The following is a 23283-nucleotide window of genomic DNA, read 5'->3' as shown; positions in this document are numbered from 1 at the left end:
GATTAAGTGCTTATGCTTGGGCGGTTCGCGAACCGCCCCTACGATACCACATAATGATTAATGCTGTTCCGATAATCATCAATACGGTGCAAATGATAGAACCTTCAAAGCCAAACCGGCCTCCGTTGATTATATTTTCTTCGGGTAAATGGAGGTTTATTACAGAAGGAAACATCTTCGTTCCGCTAACCTCATATCCGAGTATCGGTCCCTGAATCCAGTTCCATGCCGTATGCAAAAAGATTGGAAACCACAGGTTTCGGGTGTACATATAAGAAGCACCAAGCAACAACCCAGCCAGAAACAGGTTGACAAGGGCGAAGAAGGTAATATTATCATTCGCTATATGCAGTACCGAGAAGATGAGCGAAGCAATACACATAGCCAGGAATTTATTCATTTTGGTCATCAGTCTGCCTTGTATATATCCGCGTACCATCACCTCTTCCATAGATGCAGCGACGAAATAAAAGCAAAAAGTGCTCAGCAAGATTCCGAAGTCGCAACTTATGGATGTAATTTCAATAGCTCCCAGTGCCAAGGATGCGGTAAATCCTATAATATAAAGTACAATAGCAAAAAGAAGGCCGGCTAAACAGTCTTTCCATCGTCCTTTTATACTCATTCCCAGTTCGCTAACCGGCTGGCGGTCTATCAGTTTCAGAAATATAATAGCTGCTATCCATACTGCTGCTAATGATGATGCCGAGGAAGCAAACATCTGACCTATCATATAATAAACAGACTTCGATTCCGGAATGAATTGCATGAGCAGTAATACCAAAGCCCCGAAAACACCCATGAAAAGGAAGCTGGTGATTATATATAAAGGAATCGTTGCCCATAAAGGAAGCAATGGCTTTGGGGGCTCAGGAGTAGTTTGTTTTTCAATATCCATAGTTGGTAGTAATTTAGTTTGTTTTGAATTCATTCATTTCCAATCCTTTTACATAAACGCAGCACCTCACTTCAAAAACAAAAATATATATAAAACAGCAAAAAAACTCCATTCTACGGACTATTTCTTTTATATTTGCAACGTTTAGAATATAATAATCCAACATATCTTATGGGAAGCAAACAACTACTATTCATCGGAGTAGCTCTTCTGGCCAATGTCTTTGGAGCAACTGCACAGGTATCTAAAACATTGTACGTCGATAAGGCCGGGTCTATGATTTCTCAAATCACAGCCGACGAAGCCAATAAAGTAACTCATCTGACACTGATGGGCAAAATCAATGCGGTTGACTTTAAAAGCCTGCGCGATGGTTTTCCTCATCTCGAAATGCTCGACCTCGCGAATGTAGATATTAAAATGTATACAGGGAAAGCAGGCACGCATGCCGATAAATTCTATGTTTATCCCCCCAACTGCATTCCGGCTTATGCATTTTCCCGTTTAGAAGGCGAGACACTTTATGGTAAGCAAACACTGAAAAAGGTGATTCTATCGGAAAAGATCAAGAACATAGAAGATGGGGCTTTCTTTGGTTGCTCCAATCTGCACATTTGCCAGATAAATAAAAAATCAGCTCCCAACTTGTTGGATAATGCTTTATCAGACACCATCACTGCTATCTTTATTCCATTGGGCACCCGTGATGAATACCGTTTGAAGAAAAGATGGGAAAACTTTGCTTTCATCGAGGGTGAACCTATAGAAGCTACATTTCAGGTAGGTGCGCAAGGTAGTTTAAAAGCCGAAATACAAGCCGCCGGTTTACAACCGAACAACATTAATTTCCTTACGGTCGAAGGTAAACTTGATGCGGACGATCTGAAACTGATTACCGATTATATGCCTAACCTGGTTTCTGTCGATATCTCAAAGACAACGGCAACTGCTCTGCCCGACTTTACATTTGCCCAAAAGAAGTATATGTTGAGAATAAAACTTCCTAATGGACTAAAGTCTATCGGCCAACGTGTGTTTAGTGGTTGCGGACGTCTTAGTGGTATGCTTATATTGCCCCCTGAAGTAACTACAATTGATTATGGTGCGTTTATGGGATGCGAAAGCCTGAAAGGCGTAATGGTCACCGGTTCTAAACTGACAGCTGTGGGCGATAATCTTTTTGGCGATTCCAACGGACGGCTGTATTATCAGAATAAGTAACGGTTGATACATACCGAATTCACCCTCTATGTTGGCATAGAGTGCCTTGCTATCAGTTAAAAGCGTGCGACATTCTTTGAGATGCTGCATGCTTTTTTTCGTTTCCATCTTTATTTTTATATCTTTGCAAGTAGTAAACTTTTTATCACACCCGGGTGTCAAGTGTGTTTAGACCCGGGTGTGAAGACATCTGACACCCGGGTCTAAACGGCCCTGACACCCGGGTGTCAGAAAATTAAAGAATAAGGCATTAACTAAAAACCAGCTTTGATATGGCAAAATACGTTGTACGTTCTAAGAAAGACAAGAGTGGAAATGAAGAAAAGACCTTGTATTATGGAATACCCGTAAGCTCGGGAGTCATTGACCTGGATTATATTGCCAGGGAAGTCTCCGTGCGCAGTTCATTGACCGAGGAAGATGTTATTGCAGCAGTCAGTGCAGTAGCCCGCCTTACGAGCAAGCATCTGTCGAAAGGTGATTCGGTGAATCTGAAAGGTTTTGGAATGTTTACCGTATCGGCCAGCAGCGAAGGTTGCGCCACGCCGGAAGAGTGCACGCCGGCCAAAGTAAAACCCCAACGCGTCTGTTTCAAAGCAGATAGTTATATGCGTGGAGCGCTGGCGGGGATAAAATATGAGTTGCGCGAGGCAAAGAAAAGCAAATAATTCCTTTTGTAGGGGCGGTTCGTGAACCGCCCCTACATGTTTATTGATTACCGTACATCCGTGCACGGATCTCCTTGATATGATCGGAAGTGATATACTCATCATATTCCATCATCTTATCAATAATACCGTTCGGTGTCAATTCAATGATCCGGTTCGCCACCGTCTGTATAAACTCGTGGTCATGAGACGAGAACAGCACAATTCCCTTATACGCTTTCAGGTTGTTGTTGAACGCCTGAATAGATTCAAGATCCAGGTGATTGGTAGGTGTATCCAGAATCAGACAGTTGGCATTGCGTAACTGCATGCGGGCAATCATACAACGCATCTTCTCGCCTCCCGAAAGCACATTTACCTTCTTCAGCACCTCCTCGCCCGAGAATAACATCCGGCCCAGGAAGCTCTTCATATACACCTCGTTTCCTTCGCCGTATTGTCCCAGCCAATCGACCAGGTTCAGGTTCGACTCAAAGAAACTCGTATTATCCACCGGCAAATAAGCCGTAGTAATCGTTACCCCCCACTTGAAATGCCCCGCGTCAGGCTTCATATTCTCATTGATAATCTCGAAGAAAGAAGTCATGGCACGCGGATCACGCGACAGGAATACGATTTTATCGTCCTTTTCAACGTTGAAGTTCACGTCTTTGAACAGCACCGTGCCATCATCCAGCGATTTCGACAATCCCGAAACCTCCAGAATCTGATTGCCCGGTTCACGCTCCGGCGTAAAGATAATACCCGGGTATTTACGTGACGAAGGCTTAATTTCATCCACATTCAACTTCTCCAGCATCTTCTTGCGACTGGTCGTCTGTTTACTCTTAGATACATTGGCGCTGAACCGGCGGATGAACTCCTCCAATTCCTTTTTCTTTTCCTCGGCCTTAGCCTTTTGGTTCTGTTGCTGACGAAGGGCCAATTGGCTCGATTCGTACCAGAAACTATAGTTACCGGCAAACTGGTTGATCTTGCCGAAGTCGATATCTACCGTATGCGTACAAACAGAGTCCAGGAAGTGACGGTCGTGGCTCACCACCAACACCGTGTGCTCGAAGTTAGACAAATACTCTTCCAGCCACATCACCGTCTCCATGTCCAGGTCATTGGTAGGCTCATCCAGCAGCAAGTTGTCCGGGTTACCGTAAAGCGCCTGTGCCAACATGACACGCACTTTCTCCTTACCACTCAGGTCGCCCATCAACAGGTAATGTTTATCTTCTTTGATACCCAATCCGCTTAATAACGATGCCGCATCACTCTCGGCATTCCAGCCGTCAAGCTCGGCGAACTTTTCTTCCAACTCAGAAACCTTCAGTCCGTCTTCATCGGTGAAATCTTCTTTGGCATAAAGCACTTCACGCTGCTTCATGATGTCCCACAACACGGTGTGCCCCATCATTACAGTATCCATTACCGTATGTGCATCCCATTTAAAGTGGTCCTGACTCAATACCGAAAGGCGCTCGCCCGGGCCCAGAGTGATTGATCCCGTGGTCGGGTCCAAATCGCCAGAGATAGTGCGCAGGAATGTCGATTTACCAGCTCCGTTGGCACCAATAATGCCATAACAGTTACCACTGGTAAACTTCAAATTTACATCATTAAACAACACTCTTTTACCAAACTGTACCGAAACGTTCGAAGCTGTAATCATTCTTTTTTACTTAATATAGTTAATCGGGCGCAAAGGTAGACATTTTTGTCGAATTACGAGCTATGCACTATGTGCCAATCTGACATATTTATACTACCTTTGCATTTTCTTTTCCGAAACAACCATACTGGCAGGGTTTTTGTTATAGGAGAAGTAGCTCTCTTTACTAATAAGAAATAAAAAACATATTGATATGAAATCAAAGAAAGATCACGAAGAAGAATTCGAAGAGCAGATAGAGCAAGACGCTCCTGATATGCAGGAGCCAATGAGCGATGAGCCTCTGTCAAGAGAAGAAGAACTTGAAGCAGAGATCGAGAAACTCAACGCACAGATCGAAGAAGATAAAGATAAATATCTACGCCTTTCTGCCGAGTTTGACAACTATCGCAAACGTACCATGAAGGAAAAAGCAGAACTCATCCTGAATGGCGGCGAAAAGAGTATCACTTCCATGCTACCGGTTATCGACGACCTGGAACGTGCGGTAAAAACAACCGAAACCGCTACGGATGTTGCTGCAATTAAAGAAGGAATAGACCTTATTTATAGCAAATTCATTTCCATCCTGGCACAAAACGGGGTTAAGATTATCGAAACAAAAGATCAACCCCTGGACACGGACTACCACGAAGCGATTGCAGTAATACCTGCCCCGGCGGAAGAATTGAAAGGCAAAATCCTCGATACGGTACAAACCGGATATACAATGAACGATAAAGTGATTCGTCACGCAAAAGTAGTTGTAGGAGAATAAAAAAACAATTATGGCAAAAAGAGACTACTACGAGGTGCTTGAGGTCACCAAAGAATGTACAGTTGAAGAAATAAAAAAAGCGTATAGAAAGAAAGCCATCCAATATCACCCGGACAAGAACCCGGGTGATAAAGAGGCCGAAGACAAGTTCAAAGAAGCTGCCGAAGCATACGATGTACTAAGCAACCCCGATAAACGCGCCCGTTATGACCAGTTTGGCCATGCCGGAATGAGTGGAGCTGCCGGAAATGGTGGGCCATTTGGTGGTGGTATGTCTATGGACGATATATTCTCCATGTTTGGCGATATCTTTGGTGGTCACGGTGGCGGCTTCGGTGGATTCAGTGGTTTTGGCGGATTTGGTGGCGGTGGCCAGCAACAACGTCGCTTCCGTGGGTCCGATCTTCGGGTAAAGGTGAAGCTGAACCTGAAAGAAATTTCTACCGGAGCAGAAAAGAAATTCAAACTAAAGAAATATGTAGTCTGTAACCATTGTCATGGTTCGGGTGCAGAAGGTAGTTCAGGATCGGAAACCTGTGCAACCTGTAATGGTAGCGGATCGGTAATTCGCAACCAACAAACCATTCTTGGAACCATGCAAACCCGCAGCACCTGCCCCACTTGTAACGGTGAGGGTAAGGTCATTAAAAACAAATGTAAAGTTTGCGGTGGCGATGGAATCGTACATGGCGAAGAGGTAGTTTCAGTTAATATCCCTGCCGGTGTTGCCGAAGGTATGCAACTCTCTATGAGTGGCAAAGGAAATGCCGGAAAGCACAATGGTGTGCCGGGCGATTTGCTTATCCAGGTACAGGAAGAGCAGCATCCGGAGTTAATTCGCGAAGACAATAACCTGATCTATAACCTATTGTTAAGCTTCCCAACAGCTGCCCTTGGCGGAAACGTAGAAATCCCCACCATCGACAGCCGTGTAAAAGTAAAAATTGATCCGGGCACACAACCTGGCAAAGTCCTACGTCTGCGTGGCAAAGGGCTGCCAAGCGTAAATGGCTATGGATATGGAACGGGCGACTTATTGGTTAACATCAGCATTTATGTTCCCGAATCCTTAAATAAAGAAGAAAAAGGTACGCTGGAAAAACTGGAAACAGCAGATAACTTCAAACCCAGCGGATCGGTTAAAGAAAAGATATTTAAGAAGTTCAAGAGCTTCTTTGACTAGGCGGCAAGGTGCCGCTGCCAGGTTTCGATGCCGAAACGTTTATAAAAAGAAAGAGACTAATCCTGAATTGAGGTTAGTCTCTTTCTTTTTTACATTATTACAGTATTAAGAACTTGGGTGCGGCACCTTGCTGCTATTTAGCTATTCTTTCCAGCCATTTCAGCATGCCAAGCATAGTGAACATAGAAATAAGACATGCTGCAACAAATACACACCAAGTTGCCCAAATTGGAATATTTTCGTAGAATATAGTTCCTAAGATAAGCAATTGATTACCAAGTGCAGTTGCGCCTAACCAACATCCTTGCATAATACCCTGGTATTGAGGAGGTGCTACTTTAGATACGAATGACAATCCTAATGGGCTAATGAATAACTCGGCAATAGTCAGGATCAGATAAGTACCAATCAATAAGAATGGTGTAACACGAGCAGCATCCGAAAGTCCTCCCATTCCTTTTACAGTTTGTGCATCGGGTAATCCGTAAGAACCAATAGCCATAACAACAAATGCGATGGCAGCAATACCCATACCAATTGCAATCTTCTTGGGTGTGGAAGGCTCTTTGCCGCGGGCTTTTAACCAACCAAAGAAAGCAATAACTACCGGAGTAAGGAATACAACAAAGAATGGATTGAAGAATTGGAACACTTCGGCACCTGCAATGGTGGTAAAACCAAGATCGAAGCTTAGGAAGCTCAAATCGGTATAATCATTGGCAAAGAATGTCAACGTTACTCCATTTTGATGGAATGAGAACCAAAAGAATATAACTACGGCAAATACTGCAAACAAAGCATACAGGCGTTGCTTAACCTCATCTGCCGACATTTGTGGAGCATTGTCGGCTACACTTTCTTTTTTTGCATTAACCGCTTTAAGAGCAGGATCGGGAAGTTTATTCTTATTTGAAATAAAAATAACTAAAGAAATAAGCATAGCTACAATCGCAGCACCAAATGCATAATGGAATCCGGTGTTGAAAACATCCAGATATTGACCGGCAAAGATACCTAAATCGGCTGGAGCACCACCCTTACTTACTTCGGTTGCAAGTTCGGCAAAACGCGTAGAAGCCTCAGGAGTGATTGTACCTTTAATAAACTGATGGCATAGCGCAGGAAGGTCGGGGTTGTAAGCAAAACCATTTGCTCCTACCCACCAGTTACGGATACCTACTGCAATCAGCGGAGCAAATAATGCACCGATATTGATGAACATATAGAATATCTGGAAACCCGTATCACGCTTATCGGCAAAATCTTTATTATCATACATCTGACCCACAACAGCTTGCAGGTTACCTTTAAACAGGCCATTACCAAATGCAATAACAAAAAGACCGATACAGGTCAGGGTAAGATATAATGGTAAGTTAGGAACCGGTGTTGGAGTAGGTATAGCGATCAATAGATAGCCCAGTGACATTAATACTAACCCGGCAAGAATTGTTTGTTTGTATTTCTTGGTTTTATCGGCAATAAATCCGCCAGCTAAAGCTAAAAGATAGATCAGAGCATAAAATATAGAATAAATAATGGTTGATTCTGTCTTTTCTAATCCGAATTTAGACATGAGAAACAGCGATAAAATCGCCATCATAATGTAAAACCCGAAACGTTCCCCCATATTGGAAAGAGCGGCTCCGATTAATCCTTTAGGATGTTTACTAAACATAGATTTAATAATTTAAGTGTGATTATTAATGAATTTTTATAATATATACATGCAAATATAGCCGATACTGGATAAATATCATAAAAAACAACCGCTTTTTATCGCATATAAGTTTAGAAACATATATTAATTATGTAGGAGGCATTCAACTTGTGCCCGTACTAAGTCAATTAATTCTTTAGGGGCTACTTTAATTTGCAACCCACGTTGTCCCGCACTAACATAAATGAAATCAAATTCCAAACAGGTTTCGTGGATATAAGTAGGGAAATGTTTTTTCATCCCAATAGGAGAACATGCCCCTCTGATATATCCTGTTATTCCTAACAAATCCTTCATTGGAATCATTGCACAGTTTTTATTACCGGAGACTTTAGCAGCAAGTTTTAAGTTTAATTCCTTGTCGCCAGGGATAATACATACAAAATACCCGCTTTTATCGCCATGCAAGACCAAAGTCTTAAATACCTGATCTACGTTTTCCCCGAGTGTTTCTGCCACATGTGTAGCACTTAAATCGCTTTCATCTACTTCGTAGGGTATCAGCTCATATGCAATTTTAGCTTGATCAAGCAATCTTGCAGCATTAGTCTTAGTGGCAGCATGCCGCTTCGGAGTTTTCATTTTAATTCGCGTAATATATGCAATATAGGTATAGAGATCTTAAACGGAAGCCTTGGATTGACGTGTTGCCGCCAATTCTTCACGAAGGAACTTAGGAGTATAGCCTTTTTTACTCTTTGCAACTTCTTCCGGAGTACCGAAACTGAGCAACTCTCCTCCTCCTTTTCCCCCTTCGGGTCCCATATCAATAATATAGTCGGCCATCTTAATCACATCCAGATTATGTTCGATGACGATAACCGTATTGCCTTTGTCTACCAATTTATTTAATACATTCATCAGTACACGGATATCCTCAAAATGAAGTCCGGTGGTAGGCTCATCTAAAATATATACAGTCTTACCTGTATCCCGTTTGGAGAGTTCTGTTGCAAGCTTAACCCGTTGGCTTTCTCCACCGGATAGTGTAGTTGATGATTGTCCGAGCTTAATATACCCTAGCCCTACTTCCTGTATGACTTTAATCTTATTCAGGATTTGTGGCACGTTCTCGAAAAACTCTACAGCGCGGTTGATGGTCATATCGAGTACATCGGCTATGGATTTTCCTTTAAACCGGACCTCTAAAGTTTCACGGTTATAGCGTTTGCCATGACATATTTCGCAAGGAACGTACACATCCGGCAGGAAGTTCATTTCAATTGTTTTGTAACCATTGCCCGAGCATGCTTCACATCTTCCTCCGGTTACATTAAATGAAAAACGACCGGGTTTATATCCTCTGATCTTTGCTTCGGGAAGTTCTACAAACAAATTACGTATATCGGAGAATACACCGGTGTAAGTTGCCGGATTTGAACGTGGTGTACGCCCCAGCGGAGCTTGGTCTACATTTACTACCTTGTCTATATGTTCCAAACCTTCTATGGAATCGTATTCCAGCGGGTCTTGTAAAGAACGATAGAACTTTTGCGACAATATAGGTTGCAGGGTTTCATTAATTAAGGTGGATTTACCGCTTCCGGATACCCCTGTTACACAAATCAGTTTGCCTAACGGAAACTCTACATCTACATTCTTCAGGTTATTCCCTTTTGCTCCACGCAACCAAATAGATTTACCATTGCCCGGGCGTCTTTTCCGGGGTATTTCTATCGCTTTTTCCCCGTTCAGGTACTGTGAAGTCAATGTTTCTGTTTTCAGCATAGCTTCGGGAGTTCCTTCAAACACAACCTCCCCTCCCAGCCTACCGGCTTTAGGACCCATGTCGATAACATAGTCAGCGGCGAGCATCATATCTTTGTCATGTTCAACCACAATGACCGAATTACCCATGTCGCGCAACTCTTTCAATGAATTGATAAGTCGCAGGTTATCCCGTTGGTGAAGCCCGATACTAGGTTCGTCTAATATATAAAGTACATTAACCAGTTGGGAACCGATCTGAGTAGCCAATCGTATACGCTGACTCTCACCACCGGATAAAGAAACGGAACCCCGGTTCAACGAAAGATAATCCAACCCTACATCTAACAGGAATTTGAGGCGTGTACGTATTTCTTTCAGGATTTCAGAAGCAATAAGCCTTTGTTTTTCAGATAGATGCTCATCAACATGCATCAGCCACTCGTAAAGCTCCGAATTGTCCATTGTAGCTAATTCATAGATGTTCTTATCGTGTATACGGAAAGAAAGCGCTTCTTTGTTCAAACGAGCACCATTACATTCCGGACAAGTGGTGGTACGGGCAAACTGGTCCGCCCATTTTTGTGCAGTTGCAGAAGCATCCTTTTCCTGTAACATATGGATGTACTTTACAACCCCTTCATAGGTAACAAAATAATCCGATGAAGTTCCGATCAATGAGCTTTTGATTTTAATACGATCGTCGGAGCCATATAGAATTTCTTCGATCACTTCATCACCCAAATCTTTTATCGGTGTTTTTAGCGTTGCTTCATACTTTTCCAATAAGGCTGATATTTGCCAGAATATCATAGAATTCTTATACTTACCGAGTGGAGCTATACCACCATCGTGAATAGATAACCCTTTGTCTGGTATAACCTTATCTACATCTATCTGATTAATTACTCCAAGTCCTTTACACTTAGGGCATGCACCTTGCGGAGAGTTAAAAGAGAAATTGTGCGGTGCCGGTTCCTTATAGGATAATCCGGATAATGGAGACATTAATTGCTTGCTGTAGTGACGGGTTTCCATGGAATTTGCATCCAGAATCATAATCAGGCCATCTCCTTGTCGCATAGCTGTGGCAACGCTTTGTTTTAACCGCTTATCGTCTTTATCAGAAACAACCATTTTATCGATAACCACTTCAATATCATGGTTCTTATAGCGGTCAAGCTTCATGCCATGTTTAATCTCGCGTACTTCTCCATCAACACGCACATAGAGATAGCCCTTTTTACGGACATGTTCAAAGAGCTCTTTATAGTGTCCTTTACGGGTGCGTACTAAGGGTGCCAGCATAAAAATCTTCTTACCGTTATACTCCTTCAGAATTAAGTCCAGAATTTGCTCTTCGGTATATTTCACCATCTTCTCTCCGGATAGATAAGAGTATGCCTCGCCTGCGCGTGCAAAAAGAAGGCGGAGGTAGTCGTAAATCTCGGTCGTAGTACCTACGGTGGAACGGGGGGTTTTATTTGTAGTTTTTTGTTCTATGGAGATAACCGGACTTAAACCAGTGATTTTATCTACATCGGGGCGTTCCAGATTGCCCAGAAAGTTACGCGCATAAGCTGAAAATGTTTCGATATAACGGCGTTGTCCCTCTGCGAAGATCGTATCAAAAGCCAACGATGATTTACCACTTCCACTTAACCCCGTTATCACCGTCAGGCTATTGCGGGGCATTTCAGCATCAATGTTTTTAAGGTTGTGTACACGTGCACCGTACACGTTAATATATTCTGTTTCCTGCATTATCTATTATAAATCTAAATAAAAAAGAACTTGGGTGCGGCACCTTGCCGCCGCTCGCCAAAAGGAATACAAAATTAGTGTTTCCAGTCGAAATAAAGATTTCTTTTTCTTTTTAAGTGCAATTGAATTATGAGTTTTTAAGTTCTTAACTCAATTAATGATGAAAATGTTTGGTATAATTTGTACATTTGCGCCTTGAATAAAACTTATTAAAACATCGTTGATGAAATCTATAACACAAATCCTATTTATTTTGCTGGTTAGTAGCCTTTCTATAACAGCACTTAAAGCTCAGGAAAACACATCTTACTTCTTGCATACGGTTGAAAAAGGACAAAGCCTTTATTCAATTTCAAGTATGTACAACATCTCTAAAACTGAAATCATACGATTAAATCCGGGAAGTGAAGAAAAAATATATGCCGGACAAACGCTAAAAATTCCACAAACAATAAGTGTAGAACAGCAACCGGCTTTTCACACTATACAGCCAGGAGAGAATTTATATAGATTATCCGTAACTTATAATGTTTCCGTAAAAGATATTTGTGATGAAAACCCGGGGTTGAGTGTTGAGACATTCAAAGCAGGTCAGGTTATACGTATTCCTTCTGCTGCCACAAGTACTACTGTCCCTGTTCCTACTGTTGAAAACACAGAGATTCCTCAGGTTCAGCCCGAAGTAAAGCCCCGCTGTAAAGAGATGCACAAGGTAAAACGTAAAGAAACGATTTTCAGTGTCAGCCGCGAATATAAAATAACAGAACAGGAATTAATTGAAGCAAATCCGGAACTGAAAGAAGGAATGAAAAAGGGGCAACTTTTATGTATTCCTTATCCTAAAACATCTACAGTGGTGGTTCCGGCAAAGAATCCGGATTTTATCATACCACCATCCAACCGCGATTTATTCCGTGAAAACAAGGAAGCGGTTCACTCTATAAACACCATAAAGGCTGCTTTAATTTTACCATTCCTTACTCACGATGGGCGTAAAAGCGATGCGGCTCGTATGATAGAATATTATGAGGGATTTCTGCTGGCTGTAGATAGTTTGAAGCGTAAAGGAACTTCTATTGATCTTTATGTTTATGATTCGGGTGGTGAAAATGCATCTGTTACACCTATCCTTGCCAAAGAAGAGCTAAAGAACATGGATATTATATTTGGCCCGCTTTACAAACAGCATATTCACCCATTGGCAACATTTGCCGACGAGCATGATATACGCCTGGTTATTCCTATACTGAAAGATGATGAAGTTTTTCAGAATAGCCATATTTATCAGGTTAATACTACACAATCTTATTTGTATTCAGAGGTTTACGAGCATTTTACCCGTCAGTTCCCTAATGCAAATGTGATTATTCTGGATATGCACACGGAAGATAAAGACAAGAGCGAGTTTATTCAAGGGCTGAAAATGGAATTGAGTAGGAAAGGCATTCCAATGCAGATAGTAAATGGAGTGAACCTTTCACAAGCTGCAATAAATAGTGCATTAAGAAGCGATAAAGATAATGTTTTTATTCCAACATCCGGCAACGCAATTACCTTGAATAAAATAATGCCACAGTTAAAAATACTGGTGAAGGAGAACCCTACAACAAACATTAGCCTTTTTGGTTATCCGGAATGGCAAACCCATATCAACGATAACTTAGAGAGTTTCTTTGAATTGAATACCTATTTTTATTCCTCATTTTATACGAGTAACCTGCTTCCTGCGGCAAAAGCATTTAACCAGTCATATCGTAGGTGGTATTCTAAAGAGATGCTTCCCAATTATCCTAAGTACGGTATGTTAGGGTTTGATACTGGCTTGTTTTTTCTTACAGGATTGGAGAAATATGGAACAGGATTGGAGCAGAACCTTTCATCGATTGATTTAACTCCGGTCCAAACCGGCTTTAAATTTGAGCGTGTGAATAACTGGGGAGGATTTATTAATAAAAAAGTATTCTTTATTCACTTTACGAAAGACTTTGAACTGATCAAGCTGGATTTCGAATAAAAATCGATAGAAAATATTATAATGATACGTCTACAATCAAAAATATTCATAAGTATACTATTGGTGCTTCTTTGCTTACCTGCTATGGCGCAGGTGGGAGAAATGCGTAATAATTTTGCCGTTGGTGTGAACGGTGGTATTAATATAAACAGCGTGTCATTTACCCCTACTATAAAACAAGGTAGTTTGATGGGAATAACCGGAGGGCTGACTGCCAGGTATATTTCCGAAAAGTATTTTGCAATGATCTGTGGGATTCAAATGGAGCTTAACTATTCCCAACACGGATGGAAAGAAGAGTATGAAGAATCTACAGATTCTTATAGCCGTACAATGGATTATATAGAAATCCCTCTTCTGGCACACCTGGCTTTTGGTAAAGATAGAGGTGTACAGTTTTTCCTGAACTTGGGCCCTCAGATTGGCATTTTATTGAATGAAACTGAAAAGTATGAATATACAGGAGATAAATGGGAACCGAACACCCAAGTTAAGGTACAATATGGAAAAATGGCTGATAATAAATTCGACTATGGTATATTAGGAGGAGCTGGTTTGGAGTTACGTACCAAAGCAGGGAACTTTCTTTTAGAAGGAAGATACTACTTTGCTCTTTCTGATTTTTATGGTAATGCAAAGAAAGACCCTTTCTCCCGGTCGGCTCATTCCACTATTCAGGCAAAAGTGACTTACCTATTTGATATTAGCAAGTAATTCTTCTTCTGAAGAAGTGATTTTTAATATTCCGTCAAAACTCACAGTTAAATTGACTAATTGACAGACATAACTTTCGGGAATACAAACATTAGCCTGATAAAGAAAACCAGACGAATTGACATTAATAAAATTCATGTCAGCCAATATGGAATTCGATAAGAACTCAGTGGAGATAATCTGATCAAACATCTGCTTATTGATATCTTTAGCATAGACTTTCTCATTCCCTTTGTATACGCAAATATGGATAATATTGTCGTAGTATACATTATCAACACCCAATCCTTCGTCAGAATAAACGGTTTTGGTCACCTTCATCTTTGAAGGGTTTATATACACATATGCCCTATATCGGGTATTATTGTAGAATACAATACTATCTTTTTGAGTTACTTCTGAGTATGTAGGAATAGCCCCCAGTTGGTTTTCTGAGAAAATGATAGAATCTCCAAGGTTTTCCGATTTGTATAACTTTATAACATTTCCGGATATGGAATGGAACCAAAACGTATGCTCCGTCTGGCGATCTATATGATAGCTCGTAGTTGTATGGCCTAGTATGTATAGGCTATCTTTTACTATTTTGAAGTATGCAGGAACGTTTTGTGGATCATTGTGGTATATGGTATCTCCTTTTATGCTCATTAAAGGCATTTCACTGTCATTGTCTATCCAAATACCTTGCAGCAATTCTTTAGCTCTGGCATCTTCAGGTTTTTCTAAGTTGCTTACTCCACTACTTCCTGTACAACTACTGAATAGAATCGTTAATATGGATATAACAAACCACTTCATCATTATCAAAAGTTTAATGCGAAGGTACACATTATTCTTGAGATATGACGCTACAAAACAGTTAAAAGTAGATGGATAGTACAACTTTATCGATTGATAAAACAACTACTTCAATCGATAAAGTTAATAATAGGTTTATTTTCCGATGCAATAGTAGGCAAATCCTTGCTCTTCTATCTCTTTCTTTTCATAAATATTCCGGCCATCAAAAACTATAGGATTAGACATTGCTTTTTTGATGACAGGCCAGGATGGTAAGCGGAATTCTTTCCATTCGGTGATGAGCATTAAGGCATCTGCATCAAGAACGGCATCATACATGTCTTGTGCGTAATATATACTCTCTCCTATTTTTCTCTTAGACTCTTCCATTGCGATAGGATCATATGCACGTACATTACATCCGGCTTTCAGCAGTTTATCGATGAGTATCAAAGATGGCGCCTCACGCATATCATCAGTCTCGGGCTTAAAAGAAAGTCCCCACAAAGCGATTGTCTTTCCATTAAGGTCGTTATTGAAATACTTTTCCAATTTATGGAACAGGATACTTTTCTGATTTTCATTCACTTCCTCTACAGCTTTTAAAACACGCATATCGTATCCGTTTTGTTCGGCTGTTTTAATAAGTGCTTTTACATCTTTAGGAAAGCAGGAGCCACCATATCCAATACCCGGATATAAGAATTTTCGTCCGATACGAGTATCAGAGCCAATGCCATTGCGTACCATATTTACATCAGCACCAACCAATTCGCAAAGGTTTGCAATATCATTCATGAAGCTGATGCGTGTTGCAAGCATTGAATTTGCAGCGTATTTGGTCATCTCGGCCGAAGGAATATCCATGAATATTACCCTGAAATTATTCAGAAGAAATGGTTTATATAGTTTCGACATCACTTTTTCGGCACGCTCAGACTCCACTCCTACAACCACGCGGTCCGGACTCATAAAGTCATTGATTGCATTTCCTTCTTTCAGGAATTCAGGGTTGGATGCTACGTCAAATTTGATATCAACTCCTCTTTTGTCTAATTCTTCTTGTATAGTAGCTTTCACTTTAGCGGCTGTGCCAACTGGTACCGTACTTTTGGTGACAACCAATGCGTATTTGGACATATTTTGACCTATAGTACGGGCTACTTCAAGTACATATCGTAAATCAGCACTGCCATCCTCGTCCGGTGGAGTTCCTACGGCGCTGAATATAACTTCTACTTTATCTAATACGCTTTCCAGTGAGGTTGTGAAATGAAGCCTTCCGGCTTTGGAGTTTCGCAAAACCATTTCTTCAAGCCCATTTTCATAGATAGGTATTATACCTTTTTGTAATGACTCTATTTTTTCTTTGTTTGTATCGACGCATGTAACTTCTACGCCGATTTCGGCAAAACATGTACCGGTCACTAAGCCGACATAGCCGGTTCCAACAATTGCAATTTTCATAATCTGGTGTTAGCTATATTATTCAAAATATTCTGCCTCATTAAATAAGGCCGCTTGCTTATCTTTTTCAGAAATTATTAATTGAGATTCAGATATTGGCCAGTCTATCCCTAATGAAGGATCGTTATATAATATACTCATTTCGGCTTGTGGCGCATAGGTATTATCAACCTTATATGAGAAAATCGCTTCTTCACTTAGTACCAAAAAACCATGAGCAAACCCTCTGGGAATAAAAAATTGCCTTTTGTTTTCTTCGCTTAATTCAACTGAGAGATGTTTTCCGAATGTTGGTGACGATTTACGCAGATCAACAGCAATGTCCAGAACCTTACCTTTGATGACTCTTACCAGTTTTGCCTGGCTAAATTGTCCTTTTTGATAGTGTAGGCCACGAAACACGCCAAATGATGATTGAGACTCATTGTCCTGGATAAAGTTTACGACTCCAATATTTGCTTCAAATTCTTCTTTCTTATAAGCTTCGAAAAAATAGCCACGTGGATCAGGAAATACTTTAGGTTCAATAATCCATACTCCATCAATCTCAGTTTGAATATATGTCATACAACGAAAATCGTATTAATTATATGTTAAATTAAAAATGGTTATACAAAAGTAGTGAATTTTACTCGAATAAGTTGTATCATACAACTGTTTATAATTTGTTAATAATAAAACGAGTCTTTTTCTCTTGTATCTTCAAATTATCTTTTAATTTTGCATTATGATTGAATTAGTACGGCATATTGAAATCTTGTTGTTAGAAAACGACTGTGTTGTAGTTCCTGGGTTTGGGGGCTTTATTACCCACTATATGCCTGCATCCTGGAATGATGAGGAAAAACTATTCCTTCCTCCTATGCGTACAATCGGATTCAATCCGCAATTAAAGATGAATGATGGTATTTTAGTTCAGTCCTATATGGAGGTCTATAATACTGATTTTTCTGATGCGACAAAGATTTTAGAACAGGAAGTTGATAAGTTTATAGGACTATTGCATAAAGAAGGAAAAGTTGAATTAGCCAATATTGGTGAATTATCCCTTTCAATACATGGTACTTATGTCTTTTTATCTTATGATGAGAAAATCATCTCTCCTCTGTTTTATGGCTTGGATTCATTTGAAATGAAAGATATCAGAACATTATTGCAACAGTCTCCAGCTAAAGAAATGACTATATCTCAACCTAAAGCTACAACGGCTAAGAAAATGTATGAGATTCGGATTAATCGTGCACTGGTGCGTAACGCTGTAGCCGCTGTAGCCGCTATATTTTTATTCTTTTTTATGTCTGCTCCGATAGAAAATACGTATGTAGAAAAAGAAAACTATGCACAACTTCTTCCGGCAGATTTATTTGGAAAAATAGAACAGCACTCTTTATTAACTACACCGATAATAAACACTTCCGAGATAAATGTAGAAATACAGCCTGAAGCTGTAGCAGACAATTCGTTGAAAGTTGAAACAGAAGTTGCTCAACAGGAAAAGACATCTGTTCCTGTTGCTGTGAAGGAGGTTAAGGTTGCTAAAGGTGAAGTGCAGAAAGCTTCTATATCTCAAGAGGTTACCAAACGTGCTTCAAAACTTCATCATATTATAGTAGCTAGTTTAGCATCTGAAAATGATGCGCATACTATGGTTTCCGACCTCAAACAACAAGGGTATTCTAATGCATGTGTGTTAACCGGCGAAGCAAGAGTTCGCGTTAGTATAGGGTCATATAATACCAGAGAAGAAGCTGATCGGCAGATTGTTGAAATACGCAAAAATAATGCATATAAAAGTGCCTGGTTGTTGGTCAGGTAACAAAATAAAATATAAATGAAGCGAATCCTTTGTCCCAAATGCGAGAATTACTTGTCATTTGATGAAACGAAATATAACGAGGGGCAATCCCTCGTTTTTGTATGTGAACATTGTGGAAAGCAGTTTAGTATTCGTTTAGGAAAAACGAAACTGAAAGCAACCCGCAAAGATGAGAAATTTGACGAAGATGCAGGTCAAATGGAGTTTGGTAGTATAACAGTTGTTGAAAATGTTTTTGGGTATAAACAAGTATTGGCACTGCAAGAAGGCGATAATGTTATAGGACGCCGTTGCGTCGGGACGGTTATAAACACTCCTATTGAGACTGGCGATATGAGTATGGATCGCCGTCATTGTATTATTAATGTGAAGCGCAATAAACAAGGAGAAATAGTTTATACCCTTCGTGATGCTCCCAGTTTAACAGGGACTTTCCTGAAAAATGAGATTCTGGGTGATAAAGACCGGATACGGATTGAAGATGGGGCGGTTATTACCATTGGGGCTACTTCTTTAATTCTTCATGCTACACCTATGAATGATTAAGAAGTTTGATTCCTTATTTATCATAAGAAAAGCTCAGGGTTCAAACCCTGAGCTTTTCTTATATTATAAAATAGCTTTTACTGTTTCCAGCATGCCTTTTTCCTGGATGGAATCTAGATCTGCTTTCACAGTTGCTGTTAATCCCGGAATATTATTCAGGTCTTCTCCCCAAATTGATTTTGCAGCAAGAACACCCTGAGCGACTTTTTCTGTATCTCCGGTAGCCCAAAGCTCTTTTAGCAAGTTCATGATTTCAGGTGCGTCATTGGGAACGATTTCTGCTCCGTCGGCACGTACACCACCTTTATAATATGTGATGATTGCAGCGAGTCCCAAAACTAAACCTTGAGGTAATTCGCCTTTGCGTTCCAGATACGTTTTCAAACCAGGTAAATCACGCGTTTCGAATTTAGGGAACGAATTAAGCATAATGCTGGTAACGGCATGGTCTACAAATGGATTGTTGAAGCGTTCCAAAACATCGTCTGCAAATTTGATCAATTCATCTTTAGGCAAGTTTAATGTTTCCATTAATTCATCATACATTACTTTGTGAATGTATTTGCCTACAACAGGATGTTCGCAAGCTTCGCGTACGATATTAATTCCCGATAGGTATGCTACGGGTGAAAGAACGGTGTGAGGGCCGTTTAATAAACATACTTTCCGTTCATGGTATGGGGCTTCTGATGGTACAAACAGTACATTGAGTCCAGCCTTATCTGCGGGGAATTCTTTAGCTACTTCTTGTGGTGCTTCAATTACCCAAAGGTGGAAGATTTCGGCCTGTACAACCAGGTTGTCGTTATATTGTAGTTTTTCCTTAATAGCATCAATATCTTTGCGTGGGAAGCCCGGAACAATACGGTCAACCAATGTTGCATATACACCGCATGCTTCTTCGAACCAGGTTTTAAATTCTTCGCCTAACCCCCAAAGCTCAATATATTGATAAATGGTTTCTTTTAATTTGTGGCCATTCAGGAAGATCAATTCGCATGGGAAAATGATTAGGCCTTTGCTTTTATCGCCATTGAAAGTTTTAAAACGACGATACAATAATTGTGTTAACTTACCGGGGTATGATGAAGCGGGTGCATCATCTAATTTGCATGAAGGATCAAACGTGATACCAGCTTCGGTAGTATTTGAAATCACGAAACGCATTTCGGGTTGATCTGCCAGTTTCATGAATTCTTCATTCTGCGAATATGGATTCAATGAGCGGCTGATAACATCAATCAAGGTTAAATCGTTAACTACTTTACCCTTATCCAGTCCTTGAAGATTAACATGATATAGGTTGTCTTGTTCATTTAGCATATCTACCATGCCTTTTTCGATAGGTTGCACGACAACAACACTGCTATTGAAATCTGCTTTTTCGTTCATGTTGTAGATGATCCAGTCTACAAAAGCACGCAAGAAGTTACCTTCACCAAATTGAATGACACGTTCAGGATATGTGTTTACCTGAGCTGTTTTTCTGTTTAATTCTTTCATGTTCTTAGTTTTAAATATTCACTATATTTTATTGAAATTCAAAGTAATAATCAATATTCTCCTTCATCAGTATGTCGATCGGCATATATTTAACCGGACGTACGGACTTTTTGAGCATTATATATTCCGATAAGGTTTTAATGCCGTAATACCCTTGTAATCCAGGTCGTTGACCGATGAGATATTTAACTTCCCCTGTTTTGAGTAACTCAATGTTACGGTTCAATAAGTCATAACCTACAAGGCTTTTTAATCTTCGCCCGGATTGTTGGAAATACTCTCCTACCTGATATACTCGCGAATTAAATATTGCTCCGAGAGTGACATTGGGGTGTGATTGGAAAAAAGAGTCTAGTATTTCTTTATTTCCCTGGGGATCTTCTTTATTTAGAATCACATCATGGATAATTACTTTATCGCATTCCATAGCAATATGATTCATAAATCCATCCAATCGGCGTTGCATTTGCAATTCGGCCTGATCATTCCGGCTACTGTTTAGAAAGAGTACAACTTCTTTCTTGTCAGCATAATCATTCATCAGCAATTTGGCGGCAATATATCCACTTTCGTAGGAGTCTTGTCCAATGTATATTAAAGCATTGGTATCCTTAATGTTATGATCAATAAATGCATAAGGTATTTGATGCTCATCCAGTGTATTCAACAATGACAAAGTTGTTTCTTTGTAAATTGGCGCAATGAGTACCGCATCCATATGCATGTCATGTAATTTATTGCATGCTTCTTGATATGACGTTTCATCGCCATGTTTGTAATGAATATATTGGATATTTACATTTAAGGGCTGGTATTCTTCGGCAGCGCGCTCAATGCCCAATGCGATTGAATGCCAATAATCCTGCTCTATATAATAAGGTATAAGACAAATAATTGTATAACGCCTTTTGGCAGCCAGGCCAATAGCAAACATGTTGGGATGATAGTCGATTTCTTCTAAGACTTTCTGCACTTTCTCTTTACTGGCTTTAGAAACGTCTCCCCGATTATGTAATACGCGATCCACTGTCCCAGCCGATACTCCAGCCATACGGGCAATGTCTTTTATCGTATAGTTCCTTTTCATAGTATGCGTACAATAACGTGATTACAAAGCGTTTAAATATCATAAATCTTAGGCACAAAGATACAAATTATTTTGTAGTAACAAGTAAAATTTTTATTTTTGTGTTCGATAACGGTTAATAAAACTAAAATTCAAAATGGTGCTATATGGCTAGTAATCAAGAAGATGCATTACTATATAGCGAAAGTAATAATTATATATACCTAAAACACATTCGAAATGAAGAATTTTATGGATGAAAACTTCTTGTTGCAGACAGAAACTGCGCAGAAGTTGTATCACGAGCATGCAGCAAAAATGCCAATCATTGACTATCACTGTCATCTTATTCCACAAATGGTAGCCAATGACCACAAGTTTAAATCGCTAACAGAAATTTGGTTGGGTGGCGACCACTATAAATGGCGTGCTATGCGTACTAATGGCGTTGACGAGCGTTATTGTACCGGAAAAGATACCTCAGATTGGGAAAAGTTTGAGAAATGGGCAGAAACTGTACCTTATACCATGCGTAATCCTCTGTATCATTGGACACACCTTGAGCTAAAAACGGCTTTTGGCATCAATAAAATATTGAATCCCAAAACAGCTCGTGAAATCTATGACGAATGTAATGAGAAGCTAGCTTTGCCCGAATATTCAGCTCGTGGAATGATGCGTCGCTATAAAGTAGAGGTTGTATGTACTACGGACGATCCTATTGATTCGCTTGAATATCACATCAAGACACGCGAAAGCGGCTTTGAAATCAAGATGTTACCTACGTGGCGTCCCGACAAGGCAATGGCAGTAGAAGTGCCTGCTGATTTTCGTGCTTATGTAGAGAGACTGGCAGAAGTGAGCGGGGTAACAATCTCGACTTTTGATGATATGATTGCTGCCCTTCGCAAACGCCATGATTTCTTCGCTGAACAAGGTTGTAAACTTTCCGACCATGGTATTGAAGAGTTTTATGCCGAAGACTATACGGATGCTGAGATCAAGGCCATATTTAATAAAGTATATGGAGGAACGGCATTGACACAAGAAGAAATCCTGAAATTCAAATCGGCTATGTTAGTTGTATTTGGTGAAATGGATTGGGAAAAAGGATGGACTCAGCAATTCCACTATGGTGCTATTCGTAATAATAACAGCAAAATGTTTAAGTTGTTAGGTGCTGATACCGGATTTGATTCTATCGGTGAATTTACTACTGCAAAAGCAATGTCTAAGTTCCTGGATCGTTTGAATTCTAATGGTAAGTTAACTAAAACAATCTTGTACAATCTTAACCCATGTGCTAATGAGGTTATTGCTACTATGCTGGGCAACTTCCAGGATGGTACAGTTGCGGGAAAAATCCAATTTGGCTCAGGCTGGTGGTTCCTGGATCAAAAGGACGGTATGGAAAAACAGATGAATGCTCTTTCTGTATTAGGATTATTGAGCCGTTTCGTTGGTATGTTGACCGACTCTCGTTCTTTCCTATCCTATCCTCGTCATGAGTACTTCCGCCGTACCCTGTGTAACCTTGTAGGACGGGATGTAGAGAATGGCGAAATACCTGCATCAGAAATTGAACGTGTAAATCAGATGATTGAAGATATTTCTTATAATAATGCCAAAGCATTCTTCGAATTCTAACATGGTCTGACAGTAAATAATTTGTGGAGGAGAATATCGGGATATAGCGATATTCTCTTCTTTTTGTTCGCCCAGCATGGGTGTCTTCTAATGGGTGCAAGTCCCTCACACGCCCTAACAACGGGAAGTGTCTAGCCTTCGGCAAGGGTGTC

19 protein-coding genes are annotated in these 23283 nt (G+C 40.2%); 9 read left to right on the top strand and 10 right to left on the bottom strand.

Annotated features, from left to right (window positions below; all coding sequences use genetic code 11):
• Positions 1-10: 10 nt before the first annotated feature.
• Positions 11-931, bottom strand: coding sequence for a CPBP family intramembrane glutamic endopeptidase (locus D0T87_RS17000; protein ID WP_239063737.1), 921 nt, complete (start codon positions 929-931; stop codon positions 11-13).
• A gap of 138 nt (positions 932-1069) precedes the next feature.
• Here D0T87_RS17000 and D0T87_RS16995 point away from each other — a divergent pair, with 138 nt between their 5' ends.
• Together D0T87_RS16995 and D0T87_RS16990 are read left to right on the top strand one after the other, a co-directional pair.
• On the top strand, positions 1070-2119 hold the full coding sequence (locus D0T87_RS16995; RefSeq protein ID WP_163176324.1) for a leucine-rich repeat protein: 1050 nt from the start codon (positions 1070-1072) through the stop codon (positions 2117-2119).
• Between the two features lie 272 nt (positions 2120-2391).
• Positions 2392-2787: an HU family DNA-binding protein gene (locus D0T87_RS16990; RefSeq protein WP_163176323.1), complete on the top strand. Its 396-nt coding sequence runs from the start codon at positions 2392-2394 to the stop codon at positions 2785-2787.
• A gap of 40 nt (positions 2788-2827) precedes the next feature.
• Here D0T87_RS16990 and D0T87_RS16985 read toward each other — a convergent pair whose 3' ends face one another.
• Positions 2828-4447: an ABC-F family ATP-binding cassette domain-containing protein gene (locus tag D0T87_RS16985; protein ID WP_163176322.1), complete on the bottom strand. Its 1620-nt coding sequence runs from the start codon at positions 4445-4447 to the stop codon at positions 2828-2830.
• Between the two features lie 193 nt (positions 4448-4640).
• Between D0T87_RS16985 and D0T87_RS16980 the strand changes: the two genes are divergently transcribed.
• A complete protein-coding gene (locus D0T87_RS16980) occupies positions 4641-5204 on the top strand; it encodes a nucleotide exchange factor GrpE (RefSeq protein ID WP_163176321.1) in 564 nt (187 codons plus the stop codon).
• Between the two features lie 7 nt (positions 5205-5211).
• Entirely contained in the window at positions 5212-6387 is a 1176-nt protein-coding gene (gene dnaJ, locus D0T87_RS16975) for a molecular chaperone DnaJ (protein ID WP_370526894.1), read from the top strand.
• A 133-nt stretch (positions 6388-6520) separates the two neighbouring features.
• Here dnaJ and D0T87_RS16970 read toward each other — a convergent pair whose 3' ends face one another.
• The 3 genes from D0T87_RS16970 to uvrA all read right to left on the bottom strand — a co-directional run bounded on the left by D0T87_RS16970 (position 6521) and on the right by uvrA (position 11578).
• Positions 6521-8065 (bottom strand): peptide MFS transporter, encoded by a 1545-nt coding sequence (locus tag D0T87_RS16970; protein WP_163176319.1) that lies wholly within the window; start codon positions 8063-8065, stop codon positions 6521-6523.
• Positions 8066-8191: 126 nt separating this feature from the next.
• Positions 8192-8689 carry a Cys-tRNA(Pro) deacylase gene (gene ybaK, locus D0T87_RS16965; protein ID WP_163176318.1) on the bottom strand — a complete coding sequence of 166 codons (498 nt, stop codon included), beginning with the start codon at positions 8687-8689 and terminating at the stop codon, positions 8192-8194.
• Positions 8690-8728: 39 nt separating this feature from the next.
• A complete protein-coding gene (gene uvrA / locus D0T87_RS16960; protein ID WP_163176317.1) occupies positions 8729-11578 on the bottom strand; it encodes an excinuclease ABC subunit UvrA in 2850 nt (949 codons plus the stop codon).
• A gap of 223 nt (positions 11579-11801) precedes the next feature.
• Between uvrA and D0T87_RS16955 the strand changes: the two genes are divergently transcribed.
• Positions 11802-13592, top strand: a complete 1791-nt coding sequence (locus D0T87_RS16955) for a LysM peptidoglycan-binding domain-containing protein (RefSeq protein ID WP_163176316.1) — start codon at positions 11802-11804, stop codon at positions 13590-13592.
• Between the two features lie 21 nt (positions 13593-13613).
• Positions 13614-14306: a porin family protein gene (locus tag D0T87_RS16950; RefSeq protein WP_203558717.1), complete on the top strand. Its 693-nt coding sequence runs from the start codon at positions 13614-13616 to the stop codon at positions 14304-14306.
• On the opposite strand, the gene D0T87_RS16945 is transcribed toward D0T87_RS16950, so the two are convergent.
• The 3 genes from D0T87_RS16945 to rfbC form a co-directional block, all read right to left on the bottom strand.
• Positions 14286-15107, bottom strand: coding sequence for a DUF4738 domain-containing protein (locus tag D0T87_RS16945; RefSeq protein WP_163176315.1), 822 nt, complete (start codon positions 15105-15107; stop codon positions 14286-14288). The genes D0T87_RS16950 and D0T87_RS16945 overlap by 21 nt on opposite strands.
• 132 nt (positions 15108-15239) lie before the next feature.
• On the bottom strand, positions 15240-16553 hold the full coding sequence (locus tag D0T87_RS16940) for a UDP-glucose/GDP-mannose dehydrogenase family protein (RefSeq protein ID WP_163176314.1): 1314 nt from the start codon (positions 16551-16553) through the stop codon (positions 15240-15242).
• Between the two features lie 18 nt (positions 16554-16571).
• On the bottom strand, positions 16572-17120 hold the full coding sequence (rfbC, locus tag D0T87_RS16935) for a dTDP-4-dehydrorhamnose 3,5-epimerase (protein WP_163176313.1): 549 nt from the start codon (positions 17118-17120) through the stop codon (positions 16572-16574).
• Positions 17121-17280: 160 nt separating this feature from the next.
• Here rfbC and D0T87_RS16930 point away from each other — a divergent pair, with 160 nt between their 5' ends.
• Together D0T87_RS16930 and D0T87_RS16925 are read left to right on the top strand one after the other, a co-directional pair.
• Positions 17281-18369, top strand: coding sequence for an SPOR domain-containing protein (locus D0T87_RS16930; protein WP_163176312.1), 1089 nt, complete (start codon positions 17281-17283; stop codon positions 18367-18369).
• A gap of 15 nt (positions 18370-18384) precedes the next feature.
• Positions 18385-18915 (top strand): FHA domain-containing protein, encoded by a 531-nt coding sequence (locus D0T87_RS16925; protein ID WP_163176311.1) that lies wholly within the window; start codon positions 18385-18387, stop codon positions 18913-18915.
• 63 nt (positions 18916-18978) lie between these two features.
• Here the strand turns inward: D0T87_RS16925 and D0T87_RS16920 are convergent, their stop codons facing one another.
• Together D0T87_RS16920 and D0T87_RS16915 are read right to left on the bottom strand one after the other, a co-directional pair.
• Entirely contained in the window at positions 18979-20418 is a 1440-nt protein-coding gene (locus D0T87_RS16920; protein WP_163176310.1) for a tagaturonate reductase, read from the bottom strand.
• Positions 20419-20446: 28 nt separating this feature from the next.
• Positions 20447-21505 carry a substrate-binding domain-containing protein gene (locus D0T87_RS16915; RefSeq protein WP_163176309.1) on the bottom strand — a complete coding sequence of 353 codons (1059 nt, stop codon included), beginning with the start codon at positions 21503-21505 and terminating at the stop codon, positions 20447-20449.
• Between the two features lie 219 nt (positions 21506-21724).
• On the opposite strand from D0T87_RS16915, the gene uxaC reads away from it, so the two are divergent.
• The gene (uxaC, locus tag D0T87_RS16910) at positions 21725-23131 is read left to right on the top strand and encodes a glucuronate isomerase (protein ID WP_163176308.1); all 1407 of its coding nucleotides are present in this window, start codon (positions 21725-21727) and stop codon (positions 23129-23131) included.
• Positions 23132-23283 lie beyond the last annotated feature (152 nt).

The sequence above is a fragment of the Bacteroides sp. 51 genome (assembly GCF_010500965.1).
GTDB lineage: Bacteria > Bacteroidota > Bacteroidia > Bacteroidales > Bacteroidaceae > Bacteroides.
This window is presented reverse-complemented; position numbering and strand designations above follow the sequence as displayed.

Excerpts from the sequence above, each read along its gene's own strand:
- D0T87_RS17000 (WP_239063737.1), bottom strand. The coding sequence starts at position 931 with ATGAATTCAAAACAAACTAAATTACTACCAACTATGGATATTGAAAAA.
- D0T87_RS16995 (WP_163176324.1), top strand. The coding sequence starts at position 1,070 with ATGGGAAGCAAACAACTACTATTCATCGGAGTAGCTCTTCTGGCCAAT.
- D0T87_RS16990 (WP_163176323.1), top strand. The coding sequence starts at position 2,392 with ATGGCAAAATACGTTGTACGTTCTAAGAAAGACAAGAGTGGAAATGAA.
- D0T87_RS16985 (WP_163176322.1), bottom strand. The coding sequence starts at position 4,447 with ATGATTACAGCTTCGAACGTTTCGGTACAGTTTGGTAAAAGAGTGTTG.
- D0T87_RS16980 (WP_163176321.1), top strand. The coding sequence starts at position 4,641 with ATGAAATCAAAGAAAGATCACGAAGAAGAATTCGAAGAGCAGATAGAG.
- D0T87_RS16970 (WP_163176319.1), bottom strand. The coding sequence starts at position 8,065 with ATGTTTAGTAAACATCCTAAAGGATTAATCGGAGCCGCTCTTTCCAAT.
- ybaK (WP_163176318.1), bottom strand. The coding sequence starts at position 8,689 with ATGAAAACTCCGAAGCGGCATGCTGCCACTAAGACTAATGCTGCAAGA.
- uvrA (WP_163176317.1), bottom strand. The coding sequence starts at position 11,578 with ATGCAGGAAACAGAATATATTAACGTGTACGGTGCACGTGTACACAAC.
- D0T87_RS16955 (WP_163176316.1), top strand. The coding sequence starts at position 11,802 with ATGAAATCTATAACACAAATCCTATTTATTTTGCTGGTTAGTAGCCTT.
- D0T87_RS16950 (WP_203558717.1), top strand. The coding sequence starts at position 13,614 with ATGATACGTCTACAATCAAAAATATTCATAAGTATACTATTGGTGCTT.
- D0T87_RS16945 (WP_163176315.1), bottom strand. The coding sequence starts at position 15,107 with ATGATGAAGTGGTTTGTTATATCCATATTAACGATTCTATTCAGTAGT.
- D0T87_RS16940 (WP_163176314.1), bottom strand. The coding sequence starts at position 16,553 with ATGAAAATTGCAATTGTTGGAACCGGCTATGTCGGCTTAGTGACCGGT.
- rfbC (WP_163176313.1), bottom strand. The coding sequence starts at position 17,120 with ATGACATATATTCAAACTGAGATTGATGGAGTATGGATTATTGAACCT.
- D0T87_RS16930 (WP_163176312.1), top strand. The coding sequence starts at position 17,281 with ATGATTGAATTAGTACGGCATATTGAAATCTTGTTGTTAGAAAACGAC.
- D0T87_RS16925 (WP_163176311.1), top strand. The coding sequence starts at position 18,385 with ATGAAGCGAATCCTTTGTCCCAAATGCGAGAATTACTTGTCATTTGAT.
- D0T87_RS16920 (WP_163176310.1), bottom strand. The coding sequence starts at position 20,418 with ATGAAAGAATTAAACAGAAAAACAGCTCAGGTAAACACATATCCTGAA.
- D0T87_RS16915 (WP_163176309.1), bottom strand. The coding sequence starts at position 21,505 with ATGAAAAGGAACTATACGATAAAAGACATTGCCCGTATGGCTGGAGTA.
- uxaC (WP_163176308.1), top strand. The coding sequence starts at position 21,725 with ATGAAGAATTTTATGGATGAAAACTTCTTGTTGCAGACAGAAACTGCG.